Annotated in this window: 15 protein-coding genes, 2 tRNA genes and 1 pseudogene; 5 read left to right on the forward strand and 13 right to left on the reverse strand. The window is 65.6% G+C overall.

What is annotated here, in order from left to right; all coding sequences use genetic code 11:
• The 3 genes from mtnB to KBZ15_RS05885 all read right to left on the reverse strand — a co-directional run.
• On the reverse strand, positions 1-1,196 hold a 1,196-nt coding region (gene mtnB / locus KBZ15_RS18525; RefSeq protein ID WP_315859854.1), incomplete at its 3' end, for a methylthioribulose 1-phosphate dehydratase.
• A gap of 17 nt (positions 1,197-1,213) precedes the next feature.
• Positions 1,214-2,059 carry a DNA-formamidopyrimidine glycosylase gene (locus KBZ15_RS05880; RefSeq protein WP_255014136.1) on the reverse strand — a complete coding sequence of 282 codons (846 nt, stop codon included), beginning with the start codon at positions 2,057-2,059 and terminating at the stop codon, positions 1,214-1,216.
• Between the two features lie 57 nt (positions 2,060-2,116).
• Positions 2,117-2,326 (reverse strand): photosystem I reaction center subunit IV, encoded by a 210-nt coding sequence (locus tag KBZ15_RS05885; protein ID WP_197153511.1) that lies wholly within the window; start codon positions 2,324-2,326, stop codon positions 2,117-2,119.
• Between the two features lie 140 nt (positions 2,327-2,466).
• On the opposite strand from KBZ15_RS05885, the gene KBZ15_RS05890 reads away from it, so the two are divergent.
• Together KBZ15_RS05890 and KBZ15_RS05895 are read left to right on the forward strand one after the other, a co-directional pair.
• Entirely contained in the window at positions 2,467-3,501 is a 1,035-nt protein-coding gene (locus KBZ15_RS05890; RefSeq protein WP_255014137.1) for a hypothetical protein, read from the forward strand.
• A gap of 44 nt (positions 3,502-3,545) precedes the next feature.
• Positions 3,546-5,030, forward strand: coding sequence for an ATP-dependent DNA helicase RecQ (locus tag KBZ15_RS05895; RefSeq protein WP_255014157.1), 1,485 nt, complete (start codon positions 3,546-3,548; stop codon positions 5,028-5,030).
• A gap of 1 nt (position 5,031) precedes the next feature.
• On the opposite strand, the gene KBZ15_RS05900 is transcribed toward KBZ15_RS05895, so the two are convergent.
• The 7 genes from KBZ15_RS05900 to KBZ15_RS05930 form a co-directional block, all read right to left on the reverse strand.
• Entirely contained in the window at positions 5,032-6,510 is a 1,479-nt protein-coding gene (locus KBZ15_RS05900) for a LysM peptidoglycan-binding domain-containing protein (RefSeq protein WP_255014138.1), read from the reverse strand.
• A 102-nt stretch (positions 6,511-6,612) separates the two neighbouring features.
• Positions 6,613-8,001 carry an aldehyde dehydrogenase family protein gene (locus KBZ15_RS05905; RefSeq protein ID WP_255014139.1) on the reverse strand — a complete coding sequence of 463 codons (1,389 nt, stop codon included), beginning with the start codon at positions 7,999-8,001 and terminating at the stop codon, positions 6,613-6,615.
• Between the two features lie 67 nt (positions 8,002-8,068).
• Complete coding sequence (locus KBZ15_RS05910; RefSeq protein ID WP_255014140.1) at positions 8,069-8,659, reverse strand: hypothetical protein; 591 nt, start codon at positions 8,657-8,659, stop codon at positions 8,069-8,071.
• A 64-nt stretch (positions 8,660-8,723) separates the two neighbouring features.
• Positions 8,724-10,757, reverse strand: coding sequence for an ATP-binding protein (locus KBZ15_RS05915; protein WP_255014141.1), 2,034 nt, complete (start codon positions 10,755-10,757; stop codon positions 8,724-8,726).
• Positions 10,754-11,350 (reverse strand): response regulator transcription factor, encoded by a 597-nt coding sequence (locus KBZ15_RS05920; RefSeq protein WP_255014143.1) that lies wholly within the window; start codon positions 11,348-11,350, stop codon positions 10,754-10,756. Before KBZ15_RS05920 ends, KBZ15_RS05915 begins: the two co-directional genes overlap by 4 nt.
• Positions 11,351-11,409: 59 nt before the next feature.
• A tRNA-Thr gene (locus KBZ15_RS05925) sits at positions 11,410-11,481 on the reverse strand.
• A gap of 10 nt (positions 11,482-11,491) precedes the next feature.
• Positions 11,492-11,573, reverse strand: a tRNA-Tyr gene (locus tag KBZ15_RS05930).
• 55 nt (positions 11,574-11,628) lie between these two features.
• Between KBZ15_RS05930 and aroQ the strand changes: the two genes are divergently transcribed.
• The 3 genes from aroQ (at position 11,629) to KBZ15_RS05945 (ending at position 12,998) form a co-directional block, all read left to right on the forward strand.
• The gene (gene aroQ / locus KBZ15_RS05935; RefSeq protein ID WP_255014145.1) at positions 11,629-12,069 is read left to right on the forward strand and encodes a type II 3-dehydroquinate dehydratase; all 441 of its coding nucleotides are present in this window, start codon (positions 11,629-11,631) and stop codon (positions 12,067-12,069) included.
• Positions 12,066-12,689: a tRNA-(ms[2]io[6]A)-hydroxylase gene (locus tag KBZ15_RS05940; RefSeq protein ID WP_255014147.1), complete on the forward strand. Its 624-nt coding sequence runs from the start codon at positions 12,066-12,068 to the stop codon at positions 12,687-12,689. The genes aroQ and KBZ15_RS05940 overlap by 4 nt, the downstream gene beginning before the upstream one ends.
• Positions 12,690-12,887: 198 nt before the next feature.
• A complete protein-coding gene (locus KBZ15_RS05945) occupies positions 12,888-12,998 on the forward strand; it encodes a gamma-glutamyltransferase (protein ID WP_255014149.1) in 111 nt (36 codons plus the stop codon).
• Positions 12,999-13,212: 214 nt separating this feature from the next.
• Here KBZ15_RS05945 and KBZ15_RS05950 read toward each other — a convergent pair whose 3' ends face one another.
• The 3 genes and pseudogenes from KBZ15_RS05950 to KBZ15_RS05960 form a co-directional block, all read right to left on the reverse strand.
• Positions 13,213-14,511, reverse strand: a complete 1,299-nt coding sequence (locus tag KBZ15_RS05950; RefSeq protein ID WP_255014151.1) for a type II toxin-antitoxin system HipA family toxin — start codon at positions 14,509-14,511, stop codon at positions 13,213-13,215.
• Positions 14,508-14,855, reverse strand: a complete 348-nt coding sequence (locus tag KBZ15_RS05955) for a helix-turn-helix transcriptional regulator (RefSeq protein WP_255014153.1) — start codon at positions 14,853-14,855, stop codon at positions 14,508-14,510. Before KBZ15_RS05955 ends, KBZ15_RS05950 begins: the two co-directional genes overlap by 4 nt.
• 458 nt (positions 14,856-15,313) lie before the next feature.
• Positions 15,314-15,459: pseudogene (locus KBZ15_RS05960) on the reverse strand (acireductone dioxygenase); the annotation flags it as partial.

Raw genomic sequence — 15,459 nt, forward strand, 5'->3', positions numbered from 1 at the left:
TTGAGGTAACTCGCGGCTTCCTGCTTCGGACCGCTGCGTGTGTCGAACCACCCGCTGAAAAGGGGGCGAAGATCGCCAGCATTGCTGTAGCCGTAGATCAGCTGTTGGGCAGCAACAGAGCCCGACGAGTAGACCGCCAGCTGTAGACCAGCGCTGCTCCAGCGCCGCAGGGCTGCTGGCACATCGCCATAAAGGGGACCCCGCAACGCTCCGCTGCGGTAGCCCTGCTCCCAGACCAACCCCTGCAATTCCTTCAGGGGTGTCAATTTTCGGTCTTCCCCAATCAGCCATTGCAGGTATGCCAGGACATCTGTAGGCGCCCTTTGGCGCAGGGCCTGGGCCAGAGGATCCGGGTCCTGCTCCCAGGCCGTCTCCACTGCGGCCACCAGGGCCTGCACCTCAAGATCGCCTTGCTGGGCCAACAGCAGGGCTCCCATTTGCTCGGCTGCATAGGGAAAGAGCTCCCCGGCCACAAAGCTCACCGGGCAGGTGGTTCCCTCAATGTCCAGCAATATCCAGCGCAACCCGTGTCGCTGCAGGCGTGGAGTGCGCGGCGCCAATGCCTGCAGCAGCAGTTGGCGCCAATGCTGTTCCAGCAGGAATTCCAGAATCTCCAGGTGGCGGCGTGCCGTTCCCAGATCCTTCCCCCAGGCGTAGAGCCCGTGGCCCGCAATCAGCAGGCCGTAGGGGGCGGCCCCCAGGTGGGGCTCTGCCATTGAGCGCAGGCGACGCAGATCCTGGTCGTTGTCCAGTACGGGGATAGCCACCCTGGAGGTGTGACTGCTGACCCCCTCCAGCCCTTTGAGCATTTCCAGGTCTTGCAGGCTGAGCTGGGCAATCCCGGCGCCGTGGGGGGCGTAGTGCTGGGATAGGAGGGTGCCGGCCTGGGAGTGGGTGTGCAAGACCGCGCCTGCCCCGCAGGTTTGGACCAAGGCAAGGTGCAGTTCAGTTTCGGCACTGGCGCGGCCGCTGCCCCGCAGCACCTCGCCCCGCTCGTCCACCACGATCAGCTCTTCCGGCGAGACGGAGCCCTTGTCGACCCCACTGGGGGCCATCAACAACTGCAAGGGCTGCCGTTGCAGCACGCAGCTGAAATTGCCACCGGTTCCCTCACACCACCCCCGGCGGTGGATCGCTGCCATGGCGGCGACCAGCTGCTTCGCCAGCTTGGCGCTGCTGGGAGAGGGAACGGTCACGGGCAACTTCGACTGCCTCAATGCTGGCAGTTGGGGCACCAGTGGGTGCTGCGGCCGCCAAGCTTGTCGCGGCGGATCGGGGTGTGGCAGCGGCGGCAGGGTTCGCCCCCCCGCCGATACACCCAGGCCACTCCCCCGTAGTTGCCGTTGGTGCCGCTGAGGTCGCGGAAGTCGCTGAAGGTGGTGCCTCCCGCGCCGATGCTGGTTTCCAGCACCTCCACCAGGGCCTGACGCAGGTTTTCAAGCTGTTTGCCGTTCAGCCGTCCGCTGGGGGTAGTGGGTCTGATCCCCGCTGCAAAGAGGGATTCATCCGCGTAGATATTGCCCACCCCCGCCACCACCGCCTGGTCGAGCAGGGCGTTCTTAATCGGCCGACTGGAGCCCTGCAACCTCTGGCGCAGGTAGGCCGAGCTGAAGGTATCGCTGAAGGGTTCTGGTCCCAACCTGCGCAGGCCCGTGATCACGCCCTCGAGCGGTTCTCCAGGCGGCACCCACCACATCTGGCCGAAGCTGCGGGTGTCGATGAAACGCAATTCCTGGCCGGCGGCGTTGAACAGCTGCACCCTGGTGTGGGCACAGGCTGGCCTGGGCTCCTGGAGCCAGAGAAACTGGCCGGTCATGCGCAGGTGCACGCCCCAGGTTCCGGCGCCCAGGCCATCTCGGCTCAGTTGGCCCATGAGGTATTTCCCCCGCCGTTGCCAGGCCCCCACCGTGGTGCCGATGAGCCCGGCGGCGAAAGCTGTGGGCGTGGCCGGACTGGCGATCGCCCGTGCCCGGAGCACCTCCACCTGATCGATCGCGAATCCCTGGGTCTGCTGCTCGAGTCCTCGGCGGACAGTTTCGACTTCAGGCAGTTCCGGCATCGGCGCAGGCTGGATGGGCTGAAGAAGCTTCTCCCGGCCCAGGGATATGAGCCGGACTCAGGCCTTGTCGAGTTCTGCTTCGGCGAAGTTGTTGGTGTTGATGCCGCCCTCGGAGCCGCTGAAACCGTTGTAATTCACCTTGTCAAAGCGAACTACCACGGGGTAGCGGATGCCGGAGGTGTCGATCGAAGCGACGGTGCCGACTTCATTGAACCAGTAAGACTCAGGGCGCCTGATGCGCACTTTGTCGCCGCGGGAAATGGCCATCGCTGCGCTTGTAGATCGGGTGGCTACCAGAGGGAAGATAGCCGCGCCGCCGGGGGGTTCATTTACCGGCGTCACGATTCGTCGCCCTTGCTGGGGCCATCCGGGCCCGTGGCACGATCAGCTCCTCAGCAGCGCGCCCGATGCTCAGCCTGGAGCTGCCCGATCCCGAAAGCGACTCGATCAGCACGATCGAGTTCCTGGCCCGCCTTGAGGAGGCCTGGGCCGTTTGCGATCGATTCGACCTGCAGACCGAGATCTGGCGCGGCCGCATCCTGCGGGCTGTGCGGGATCGCGAAAAGCGGGGCGGCGAGGGGCGCGGCACCGGTTTTCTGCAGTGGTTGCGGGAGCAGGAGATCAGCAAAACGCGTGCTTACACCCTCATCCAGCTGGCTGAATCGGCCGACGGCCTGGTAGGGGAGGGGCTGCTGGAGGAGGCCAGTGTCAACAATTTTTCGAAGCGGGCCTTTCTGGAAACCGCCCAGGCCGATCCGGAGGTCCAGCTGATGATTGCGGAGGCGGCCAATGAGGGCCAGGAGATCACCCGCAAACAGGTGCGGCGCCTCAGCGATGAGTTCACCGCCGCCACCAGTCCGCTTTTGCCCGAGGAGATCCGCCAGCGCACGGCCGACAATCTCCTGCCGCCCAGGGCAGTGGCCCCCCTGGTGAAGGAGTTGGCCAAGCTGCCCGAAGGGCAGCAGGAGGAGCTGCGTCGGGTACTGCGGGAGGAGCCCGAGCTCGAGCGGGTGAAGGATGTCACCAGCACGGCCCGCTGGCTCAGCAAGGCGGCGGAAGCTGGCCTGGCGGTGCGGGCCTTCCAGCAGGGGCAGCTGGATTTCGACAAAGCCCTGCAGGAAGCCCAGCGGCTCGACGCCCTGGGCCTGCTGGCCGATGCGGTCGGCCAGGCCCAGGCGCTGGAAAGTGCCGTTTTGAAGTTGCACACCAGTTGGCGGCGGCTCGGTGGTCTGCAGGAGCGTCTTTGGCTGGAGAGCGGCAGCAGCACCCCCCACCTGCGGGAGTTGCTCACGGCCCTGCAGTCGCTCAGCGGCAGCACCCTGCGGGTTTCGCTGGGGGAGTTGGCCGGTGGCAAGCGGGTGCGGTTGCAACTGGTGGAGGAATCTCCCGAGCAGTTGGACCCACCCCAGTTGACCCCTGACCCCGCATCTGGTGGCCGCTAGGGTCGGGGGGCGCTACAGGTAGGTCCATTTCCGAGCCGGATCTGCTGGAGCAGGCCCTGAGTCGCCATTTTGGTTGGTCGGCCTTTCGGCCGGGGCAGCGCCCGGTGGTGGAGGCCCTGTTGAAAGGTCAGGACTGTCTGGCCGTATTGCCCACCGGTGGCGGCAAGTCGCTTTGTTATCAGTTGCCGGCGTTGGTACGCCAGGGCTTGGTGCTGGTGATTTCGCCCCTGGTTGCCCTGATGCAGGACCAGGTGGCCCAGCTGCAGCGACGCGGCATCCCCGCGGCTTGCCTGCATGGGGGACTCTCCTTGCCGGAGCGGCGAGGCCTGTTGGAGCGACTGCGGGACAATCGCTTGCGCCTGCTCTATCTGGCGCCGGAACGGCTCCAGGCGGAGGCCACCCGCCAGCTGCTGGACGACGTGCTCGACAGCGGCCAGCTGGTGGCTTTGGCGGTGGATGAGGCCCACTGCATAAGTGCCTGGGGCCATGACTTCCGCCCTGACTATCGCCGCCTGGGCCAGTTGCGCGCCCAGTGCCCGGGCGTGCCCCTGGTGGCCCTCACCGCCACCGCCGCACCCCAGGTGCGAGCCGACATCATTCGCCTGCTGCAGCTGCGGCGGCCCTTGATCCAGGTGCGCTCAGCCCGCCGCACCAATCTTGTCTATGGCATGCAGCGCCGGCCAGAGGATGCCCTGCCCTTGGTTTTGGCAGCGATAGGGGCGAGCCGCGGGGCTGTGCTGATCTACGGCCGAACCCGGCGCACGGTGGAGCAGTGGGCCGCCAGGTTGACGGCAGCAGGGGTGGAGGCGATCGCGTATCACGCTGGGATGGATCCGGAAAGTCGCCTGCTGGCCCTGGAGCACTTTCAGCTCCAGCCCTCGCCTGTGCTGGTGGCAACGGTGGCCTTCGGCATGGGTGTGGACCGCCCGGATGTGGGGCTCGTGCTGCATCTCGATCTGCCCGCCAGCGCCGAGGGCTATTTGCAGGAATCGGGGCGGGCGGGGCGCGATGGCTTGCCGGCCCGTTGTCTGGTGCTCTACGACCCGGCCGATCGCACCAGCTTGGGCTGGGCGATTCGGGGGGTGGGTACGCCGCCACCCCAGCAGGATCAGCAGCGCTCGGAGTTGGCCCAGCAGCAGCTGCGGCGGATGGAGGCGGTGGCGGAGGGCGAGGGTTGCCGGGAGCAGGCGCTGCTGCTGGCCATCGGTGAGCTGGCGGCAGTCTGTGGCCGCTGTGACAACTGCCAGTGCTCCCTGGAGCAGCGGGATTGGGCAACGGAGGTGGCTATGGCGCTCGAAGCGCTGGAGGCCCGTAAGGGGCGAGATCTGCGCAGCCTGGCCGAGGAGCTGGCCGCCGCCGCCCCGGTCGCGCTAAGGCCCCGGCAGGAGGCCCAGTGGGGCTGGCTTTTGCGGCGGCTTGTGCAGGAGGAATTGCTCAGCGAGAGCAATGACGGCGCCCAGCGCCTCTACCTGCAGGCATCGGGCCGACGCTATCGACGCCAGCCTTGGCCGCTGCACTGGGCCGCCTGACCTAGCTGGATCGGGCCTTGCAGATGTCGCTGATCAGCTGTTTCTCGAAGTCGGTTTGGGGTGAATCCCAGCTCTTCCACTGGCCGGATTGGCTGGTGGCATTGAGCTTGCGGGCCCCGCAATTAACAGCCAGATAGACGGGTTTGCCCTCCCCGTTGAGGGTCGGAGCCACAAAGCTGCCGCCCATGGGTTGCCAGTTGGCCCAGTCCACCTGGAGGGGCCCGTAGCTGCGCCAGTCGGGTCCCTTGGGCTTGCTGGCGGCGACTTTGCTCGGAGCAGCGGTGGCCGTTGCAATTTTGGCTGCGGCCGGTTTGACGCTGACCAGGGCCTTCTCAGCCACCGGCTTGGCCACGATCACCGGTTTGGCCTCAGCCACTAGTTTGGTCTCGATCACTGGCTTGGCCTCAGCCACCGGTTTGGCTTTGGCAGGGGGCTTGGCAGCAGTAGTTGCAGCAATAGTGGCCGCGCTGGTGGGTTGGGCTTGGGCCACTGGCTGAGCTGGTGATGGCTTGGTGGGGGAACTAGCAGTTGTGGTGGTTGTGGTGGTTGGGGCCGGCGAGGAAGATTCCTTGGCGACGGGTTTGGGGCCGGGGGTGACGGTGGCTGCCGGCTTGGGGGGCAGTTTTGCTGTGGGCTTGGCTTGGGCCACCGGTTTGGCGGTTGGTTTGGCCTGGGCCACCGGTGTGGCGGTTGGTTTGGCTGTTGGCTTGGCCGTTGGCTTGGCCGTTACCGGTGGGGGAGCCTGCAGTTTCAGGCGGGTGCCGGAGATCACCAGGTCGGGGTCGTCGATCCTGTTGATTGCAATCAGTCGCTCCACGGGAACCCCGTAGTTGTCGGCGATGGTGGAGAGGTTCTCACCACTGCGCACCACATGTTCCTTCGTGTTGCGCGGAGCAGGGCCCTTGGCTGGGGCAACCGCGGCGGTCTGCCGCCCTGGGATGGCCAGTTGGGTGCCGGCAACCACCAGATTGGGGTTGCTGATCCGGTTGATCTGCATCAGCCGTTCGGTGCTGGTGCCGAAGCGATTGGCGATTTCCGAGAGCGTTTCCCCACTTTTCACCGTGTATCTGGCGGTGGGCAGGGGCTTAGGGGCCGGGGCGGCAGCGGTGTTGCGGGCGCCGGGAATGACAAGCCGTTGACCGGTGATCACCAGGTTTGGGTTGGAGATGCCGTTGGCCTGCATCAGACGGGTGAGGCTGACGCCATTGGCTGCGGCGATGGTCGAGAGGGTGTCGCCTGGGCGCACCGTGACGCTGGAGCCCGCCGAACCGGCCCGGCGGGCTCCTGGCAGCACCAGCTTCTGGCCGGCCACCACCAGGTTTGGGTTGGTAATGCCGTTGGCCTGCATCAGCTGGGTCAGGCTGACCCCATTGCGCTCGGCGATCTCCGAGAGGGTTTCGCCTGGTTTGACCACCACGTCCGTCAGACCAGGCAACGGCAACACCATCGCTAGGGCCAGGGCGACGAGGTATCTACGCATGAACACTACAGATAGCTCCCCGAACGTTAAGGGGCCTGCCTAGGCCGATCCAGTGCCGTTGGCCGATCGGTGCATCAAAGCTGCTGATCGGCCAGGCCTGGATCAGCCCAGCAACCACTTCATTAGGGCCAGTTTCCCGGCATAGGGGGGGTATCGGAAGGGCAGATCCAGCCAGAAGGGCCGGCGCAGCACCGCCCGCTGGTGGGAAAAGGTGAGGAAGCCCGCCCTGCCGTGGTAGGTGCCCATGCCACTTTCCCCCACGCCGCCGAAGGGCAGGGCAGCGGCAACCTCCTGCAGCACGACGTCGTTAAAGCAGACGCCGCCGGAGCTGGTGGTGGTGAGGGTGCGCTGTTGGGCGGTGCGGTCGTGGCTGAACAGATAGAGGGCCAGGGGCTTGGGCCTGCTGCGCACCTCGGCCAAGGCTGCCTCCAGGTTGGCCACGCTGAGCACCGGCAGGATTGGACCGAACAGCTCCGCCTGCATCAGCGGATCCTCGCCGCTCTCCACCGCCACCAGGGTGGGTTCGATGCGCCGACGGGCGGGGTCGCTGCGTCCGCCTGCCAGCACCTGCCCCCGGCTGCGGGCGCCGGCCAGCAGCTCTTCGAGCCGACTGAACTGGGCGTCGTTGACGATGCAGCCCAGATCCACGCTGGCCAGGGGATCGGCGCCGTAGAAGCGAACCCACTCGGCGGCGATGGCCGCCACCAGGGCCGCGCGCGCCTGGCTTTGAACCAGCAGGTGGTCGGGGGCGACGCAGCTCTGGCCGGCATTGAGCCCCTTGCCCCAGGCGAGGCGCCTGGCGGTGGTGGCGATGTCGGCGTCGGCCAGCACGATCGCCGGGTTTTTGCCCCCCAGCTCCAGGGTGACCGGCGTGAGGTGGCGGGCTGCTGCGGCCAGCACCAACCGCCCCACCCGGCCCCCGCCGGTGAAGAAGATGTGGTCGAACTGCTGTTCAATTAGAGCGGCGGCCACGGCCCCATCACCGCTGACCACCTGCACCACCTCGGCGGAGAAGGCCTGTGGGATGGAGCGGGCCAGCAGCTCGGCGGTGCTTGGCGCGTGTTCGGACGGCTTGAGCACGGCGGTGTTGCCCGCGGCCAGGGCGCTTACCAGCGGCTGCAGGCAAAGCTTGAAGGGGTAGTTCCAGGGCCCGATGATCAGCACGCAGCCCAGGGGTTCGGCCTGTATCCAGGCCTGGCCGGGCCGCAGAATTAGATCGAGGCCGATAGGCCTTGGCCCCATCCAGTCCTTCAGCTGCCGGCGGGTGTGGGCCAATTCTTTGCGCACCCCCACCAGTTCGAAGTTGGCCTCCAGGGGCGGTTTGCCCAGGTCGGCGGCCAGGGCCTCGAGCACCTCCCCCTCGTGGTCGCGCAGCAGCCCCTCTAGACGATCGAGCTGCTCCAGCCGCCAAGCAAGGCTGCGGCTTAGGCCGGCGGTCACCGGTGCCCGCATGGCGGCAATCGGGGTGGTCAGAAGTGGGTTAGGGGTCATAGGCAACAACAGCTATTCCCAGAGCTATTCCCAGACTGAACTACCCCTTGGCATCGACTGCTGCTGCTTAGAGCCAGGCCAGCTCGGGCACTTGCCCATATTCGCGCAGGTAAACAGCGCGGATTTGGCTGATCAAGGCCTGCACTGCCGGCCGCTCCAAATGCTCCTGGCGCAGCACCACTGCATCGAGGTTGGTGCCCCTGCCGCTGGGCTGGATCGGATAACGCACCAGACCAATGGCTACCAGATCGCAGAAGGCAAAGGGTTTGCTGCTGTCCTCCCAACCCGGTGGCAGGGTGTCGAGGCCGTTGACCACGGCCAGATCCAGCACCCGCTCGCGCACCAGCTCCAGGGTGCGCCCTCCCATCGATTGGAGAGCCTGGACATTCCGGGGGGTGCCCTGCCATTGCAGCCGGCCCCTGCCAAGGCGCAGCAGCTGGGAGGCTTGCCGCAGGGAGGCCAAGACGGCGTGGTTGGCGTGGGCCCGGTACTGGCCGTTGGTTTTGCGGAAATCCAGGCCGAGCTGATCGCTGACGCGGCGGTGCAGGCGCGAAACGGAGCTTTGGTCGCAGTTGGTCAGGGCCGCCACAACCGAAGTGCTGGCAGTGATCTCCAGCAGATCCAGAACTGGCAATCCGTCTAGCAGGATGTCGCGCATTCTTCTGCTGCGCAGAGATGCGATCTTATGGATTTGTGCACACTCACCGATAGCCTCCTACCCCCTATTGGGTAATTGGCAGGGCCGGAGCGGCGGGAAAAATCAGTCGCACTTCGGCGCCGCCCAGGCTGGAGCGGCCAATGGTCAGGGAGCCGCGATGGTTTTCCATGGTGGTCTGCACCACAAACAAGCCCAGGCCACTGCCATTGGCTTTGCTCGTTTCCAGGGGTGCCAGGGCCGTTTGCGGTGCCTGGAACCCCGGCCCGTTGTCGGCCACGCTGAGCACCACCGTGTCGCCTTCGCTTTGCAGCCGCACCGCAATGGTGGCGGGGCTGGCTGCAGCAGGGCCGGCTGTCTCCAGCGCTTCAAGGGCATTGCGCAGCAGGTTGACCACTGCGATCTGGATCTGGGCCGCATCCCCCAGCACCGCCAGGCTGGTTTCGAGGCCCTCGCGCTGCACCGTGATGCCTGCGGCCTTGAGGCTCGGGCCTGCGTAGAGCAGGGCGCTGCGGGCCACGTTGGCCAGGTTGAGACGCCGCTGGTGGGTCTGCACATTGCGCAGCAGGGTGCGCATCTTTTCAATCGTCGTTACGACCTCATCGGCGTCGCTGGCGATCGCCTGGAGATGCTCGTTCAGGTTGGTGGGCAGGGGAGCTTCTTGCTGCTCCAGCAGCAATTTGCTGTTCAGTAGCAGGGTGCTGAGGGGCAGGTTGATTTCGTGGGCAACGGCTGCGGCCTGCAGGCTGCTTTTGAGCTTGTCTTCCAGCACCAACACGGTCTGGGCGTCCTTGAGTCGCTCCCGTTCGATGGCTTCAGCGAGTTGTCGCCGGGCCTGGCTCAGCCGCTCCACCAGGGCTCCGAACGCCTGGGAAACGGCCTCTATTTCTCTGGCGCTGTCCTTGGGCAGCCCCGCTTCAAATACAAGGTTTGCGTCCCCCTGGCCCACCTGCTCGGAGGCGCTCTGGCAGCGAAGGCGCAGCAGCTCCAGCGGCGCCAGCAGCCAGTCGCTCACCCGGATCGTTACCAGCACCGCGGTGGCTACCGCCCCCAGGCTCAGCAGCAGGGCGATCAGGGCGTAGTGCTGACTGGCCTGCACGATCTGATCTGAGCGCAGGGCTGTGATCAGCAGCCAGTCGAGCTTCTCCGCCTGGCCCCAGGAATGGAGGCCTACTAGATAGGTGTTGCCCCTGTATTGCACGGTCTGGGTGTTGGCTAGGGAGCTGGGGGCAGCGAGGCCACCCAGCTCCTGCAGGCGGCGGAGGGTGGCCCGCACCAGGGGATCGGGCAGTTGCTCCAGCCGCACTCGTTTGGTTTTAGAGCCCGTGCCTGTGCTGGTCAGGCCAGGCCGGGAGCTGGCCACGACCGTGCCGTTTCGTTCCACGATCAAGGCGAAGCCGCTCCTGTCTTTCCAGACTTCTTCAAGCCAGGTGTTGAGCTGGCTGAGTACGAAGTCGACGCCGATGACGCCGAGTAGTTGGCGCCCAGGGCCGTAGAGGGGTTGATTAAAGGCAATCGCCAGCACCTCGGGCTTGTCTTCCCACTGGTAGATCGAGCTCCAGGTGGGCTGGCCGGCCTTCACCGTCTCCACATACCAGGCCTCCTCGTGGCTGTCGCTCATGCCTGGAATTGACTCCAGCAGGGCGCCCCGTTGTCCCTTTGCCCCCATGGCGTAGACGCCCATCGTGCCCTTGCCGAGGGGACTGGCAAACGCGTCTTCGTTGATCACAAAGGCGCCGCTGTCGAGCCTTTCCACCCCGAGGAATTCCCCTCGAACGCTGCCGTAGTTGATGTAGCCCACGGGGAAGAGCTGCATTTGACTCCAGAAGCGCTGCCCCATGGCGTCGAAGTCGTTTAAGGAGAGCTGGCCCTGCTGGATGGCGAGCACGTTGAGGCTGTTGATCAGCTGCGGTGCCGCCAGGCGGCCCGAGAGCTGCTCAGAAAGGTCGGTGATGGCGTCTTGCTGGCGGTAGGCCTCGGCCAGGCCAAAGCCCCCGCGTTGGCCGCTGAAATAGGCCAAGCCGCCCACCGCCCCACTCACCAGCAGCAGCTGCAGACTCGTCGCCCAGACGATTCGGTGGCGCAGTCCCCTGCCCCTCATGGCACCGGGCCCAGATCCAGGGCTGCCCGGCGCACCAACTCAGCTCCGCTGCAGTTGAGGCGGCGAGCAATGGCCTTGCGGTGGGTTTCCACCGTGGCAACTGCCAGTCCGGTGGCGTGGGCGATCGCCTTGTTGCTGAGGCCATGGCCGATCAGGCTGAAGATCTGCCGCTGGCGTGGGGTGAGAGAGGCCACTGGCCCGTTTGATTCGGCGGCCTGAGGCGTCTCTTGCAGCAGGGCTGCCTCGATCACATTCCGCAGGGTTTCGTAGGTGGAGGTTTTATCCACCACCCCCACCAGCATCGCTTCGAGCTCTTCCGGGCACACAAAGCTGCTGGCCTGGGCCGAGAGCACCAGCGCCTTCGCCTCGGGTCGGAGCAGCCGCAGGAAGCGGGCCACCCCCAGGCCATCGCCGTCGGGCAGGGCCAGATCGAGGATCAGGGCCTCTGGGCGGAGTTTGCGACAGGCTTCAAAGCCGGCATGGCAATTCGTGGCGGAACCCACCACCTCCAACCCCGGCACCCCCTGCAGCATTTTGCAGAGCAGCTGCAGGAACATGACCTGGTCCTCCACGATCAGGCAGCGGAGGGTCACCCAGGTGAAGCCGATGGTCCAATCTTGCTTGAGGAGCGGTGCCAGCCCCTCTTTTTGTAAGCCCTTGACGAGATTTGAACTCGTGACCTCTCCCTTACCAAGGGAGTGCTCTACCACTGAGCTACAAGGGCATGTGGAAGGTGGGCCGGGTTGGATTTGAACCAACGTAGGCAGAGCCAGCGGATTTACAGTCCGCCCCCATTAACCACTCGGGCACCGACCCGAACCACACCCCAAGAACTTACCAGCCGGACACGCTTAGAACCCCTCCCCTTGCCATGCAGTTGCTTGTCCTCCACGGCCCCAACCTGAACCTGCTCGGTACGCGCGAGCCGGGGCTCTACGGCAGTCAGACCCTCGACCAGATCAATGGCGCGTTGCAGCAGCGGGCAGGGGAGCTCGGCGCGCTGGTGGACTGCTTCCAGAGCAACCACGAGGGTGCCCTGGTGGACCGCATCCACCAGGGCCGCGGCTGCGTGGACGGCATCCTGATTAATGCGGCGGCATACACCCACACCTCGATCGCCCTGCGGGATGCCCTGCTTGCGGTGGCGATCCCCTTTGTGGAGCTGCATCTCAGCAACACCCACGCCCGTGAGCCCTTCCGGCACCATTCCACCCTGGCCGACAGGGCCGTGGGGGTGATCTGCGGTTTCGGACCCACCAGCTACACCCTGGCCCTGGAGGGCCTGGTGGCCCATCTGCGTGGTGCGGCTTGAGCGCCCCTGCCCGGGTGAAATGGCTGGCTGCCCCCAGCAGTGCCACCTGGCTGGCCCAGGCAATCGCCCATTCGGATCTGGTGCTGATCGACCACGCCCACTGTGAGCGCAAGGCCGCCGGCGTAGCTCTGCAGCTGATGTTCCGCTATCCCAGCGATGGGCAGCTGGGGGAGGTGCTCAGCCCCCTGGCCCGCGAGGAACTGGAGCATTTCGAGCAGGTGTTGCAGCTGTTGCAGCGCCGTGGCATCGCCCTGCGGCCCCTGCCGGCGCCGGGCTATGGCGCCGCCCTCTCGGCGGCAGTGCGCAAGGGCGAGCCCGAGCGGATGCTGGATTCGTTTCTGGTGGCCGGCCTGATCGAGGCCCGCAGCCATGAGCGCATGGCCCTGCTGGCGGCCCATAGCCCCGATGCCGAGCTGCGGGCGCTGTATGGCGAGCTGCTGGCCAGCGAAGCGCGCCATTTCGGGCTCTACTGGCTGCTGGGGGAAGGCCGCTACGGGCGGGAAGCCACGTCGACCCGGCAGGAGCAGCTGGCCGCCGTAGAGCGAACGGCCCTGGATGGCCCCAGGGCCGATCCCGCCCAGGTGCGGATGCACTCGGTAGGGGTGGAGTTGGGACCCTAAAACTGTGCACTAGGCGTTCCCAGGCGGAACTCGCCTAACTCTTGGTAGCCGAATCCCCCGCTGCCCAAAACAACAGAGCAGTTCAGTGCACCTGTCTTCGCTGATTGGCGGGCCTGTCAAAGTTTCTCCAACACTTGTCCTGCCCTGCTCAGCCCTGCTTTTCTGCATCGGCGTTCGCCCGTATTTGCCGGGCTTGCCATGGCCAGCTCCAGCTCGCCGCTGGTTACCCGGGTGGGCCTGCGGGTGCTGGAGCAGGGTGGCAACGCCGTTGATGCCGCCGTGGCTATGGCCCCTCCACGCACCATGTAGCCGTAGCCCCGCGGAGCGGTAGAGGCCTCTGTGCGGCAAGCCTTATGGGGTGCCGCTCTGAGGGCTGCTGCCGGTTGGCGACGTTCACCCGGCTGCCCGGCAACACCGCCGACCTAAGAGCGTTATTCGCCACTTGAGGCGAGTTGCGGCCATCTTCTGGGCTCTTTCGTCGTATCTGGCGGATCATGGCTGGAGCTGAGGGGCGTTACTGCTGCTACAGAGTGAGGCGGTGGCTGGCCTGAATCTGGCTGCAGCTCTCCTCCCTCACGTTTGCTTCAGCTGCATAGAGCGGCCAGTTGCGAACGGCGGCGATCACCTCTTCAGCGATCGCTTCAGCTCGCCCCCTCTTCAGCTGGGCTGAGCGGCCGACAGCCAGGAGGTCGGCACGGGTGAACTGATCACGCTTGCCATTTACAGACATCTGATGGGTGGCCGTCCAGTCGCCAGCGGGATTGAAGCTCCAGGTGATGTCGAAGGCGGGGGAAAGCGACCACTGGCCATCACGATCCATCAGAAAGGCGATGTTCTTGACGTGATCGTCCTGGTTGCGAGCGATCAGATTGAACACCATCCGCCGGTATTGCTCTTCGAGAGCTTGCATTGGCAACTGGAGTTGCCGCATCACGAGAAACGCCTGTTCATAGCTGTAGCTGCCAGGTTCGTTGTAATCGAAGTGGGCCAGAGCTCCGAGCGACTGCATGTGCAGCTTGTTGCCGGCGTCATCGCGATCGAAGCGTCGTGTCATGAAATGCTGCCGGCCGTTCTCCTCTAACAGCCGACAGTCGGTCATGGTGATCCCTGCGGCGCGGGCCATGCGGCTGTAAGCGAGTTCAATCAGGCCATAGCCCTGGGGATCTTCAAGTTCCCTGTCCTTGTTGCCGCTCACTCCATCAAATTTCAGCAACCAGTGGCTGAAACCCGGTGGCGCCTCCAGCTGGCCGGAGCGCACCTCCCCGGTGCTGGCGTTCCAGACGATCAACGCCTTGGCCCTGGCGCCCCCGGCGGAGGTGCCCACCCGCAGGATTGTCTGCAGGGCTTCCTCCCGCTCGGGGCCCTGGAAGGAGGTGGCAAGCCCCTGCTGCTGCGAAAGGATCTCGGAAGCCAGAGCCACGAGCTCAGCGATCTGGATGGCCCCGCTGGTTTGGGCGCTGGGCCCCTGGACGGGCTTGAACTCGAGGGCTCCCATCCCCCGCTGCCCGGTGTAGCAGAGGCGCTCCACGGCATCAAAGCTCTCCGGCGTTCGGCCCTGGCGGGCCAGCCAAGCGTTGATGAGGTTGTTGCCAAAGCGATCCGGCAGGGAATCGGCGAGGAGGCCGGGCAGGCCGCGAAAGGTGCGGCGCTGCAGTTCAGGAAAGCTGTAGACCCGCGCCGCCAGAGCCATCATCAGGGGTGCCAACTGGATGCCACTGGCCAGGAACGAGGGCTCATATTCGAAGGAGGCGACACCATTGGAATCGGTGAGGGCCACGGCACCGATGCGGGTGCCCCAGAGTTCAACTGCCGCCACGGTCATGGCTGCCCCCAGCTCCAGGAGCTGGCCGGTTTGGCGACGCGGCGGCGACTGGCGCGCTTGCGCGTGGCCTGCTGCTGCTCCAATAGGGCCAGAGGTGAGGGCTGCGGCTCGGGAAGCAGCAGCTCAAGCCGCTCCAGAAGATCCAGCTGACGCAGCACGCGCAGGAACAGCGAAAGCTGGGTGGCTGCGGCACCGGCCTCCAGCCTCTCCAGAGTGCGCTTGGAGATGCCCGCCTGCTCCGCCAGCTGAGCCTGGCTGAGGTTCCGCTCCAGGCGGAGACGGGCGATGCGCTGCCCCAGCTCCTGCAGGAGGGCCTCATCGCTCATCAGACGCTGGATGGGCATCCAACACAGGGCAGTATGTCGCCATTTTTGACGATCTGAGCAATATAATAACTTCATTTCGCCTTTTCTGGCGATCCTGGGGTGTTCGCGAGGCCCGGCCCCTTCGGGAGGAGGTCAGCCGCCCCAGTCAACCGGAATCGTCTCTGCCCAGCAGCGTGGTGGCCTGCTTGGACCCCGTTGAAGTGCGATGAACGGGGGCCGTAACCCCAGCCCTCCTCGCTGAGCCAGAGGAGCAAGCCACTGCTGCTGGCGGAGAACTGAAGCCGACGGGCGGATGCCGCCCCGCAACATGAGAAGGCCTGCGTGGCAACCCAATCGGGATTACTCCCTGCAGCTCTCGGGGCAGACCAGATCGGTGGCCTTGCGTGCATCACTGAGCCTCTGCAGTGATTGGCTCTGCGCAGCCCCGGGGAGCCAAAAAGTAGCTTCGCTGGGGGCTTTTAAGCCCAATCAAATCTTCAAGTTCGTCGAGGTGCCGATAGTTCGTCGAGGCGCGGATAGCGCTCGGCGATTGGGTCGCCGCTGAACTGGGCCACCCAGCCTTCGGGGTTGTCAAAGAAGCGCAGGGCGCAGAAGTGGGGCTCTGGGCCCATGTCAAACCAGT

The organism is Cyanobium sp. BA20m-p-22 (assembly GCF_024346275.1).
Taxonomy (GTDB): Bacteria; Cyanobacteriota; Cyanobacteriia; order PCC-6307; family Cyanobiaceae; genus Cyanobium_A.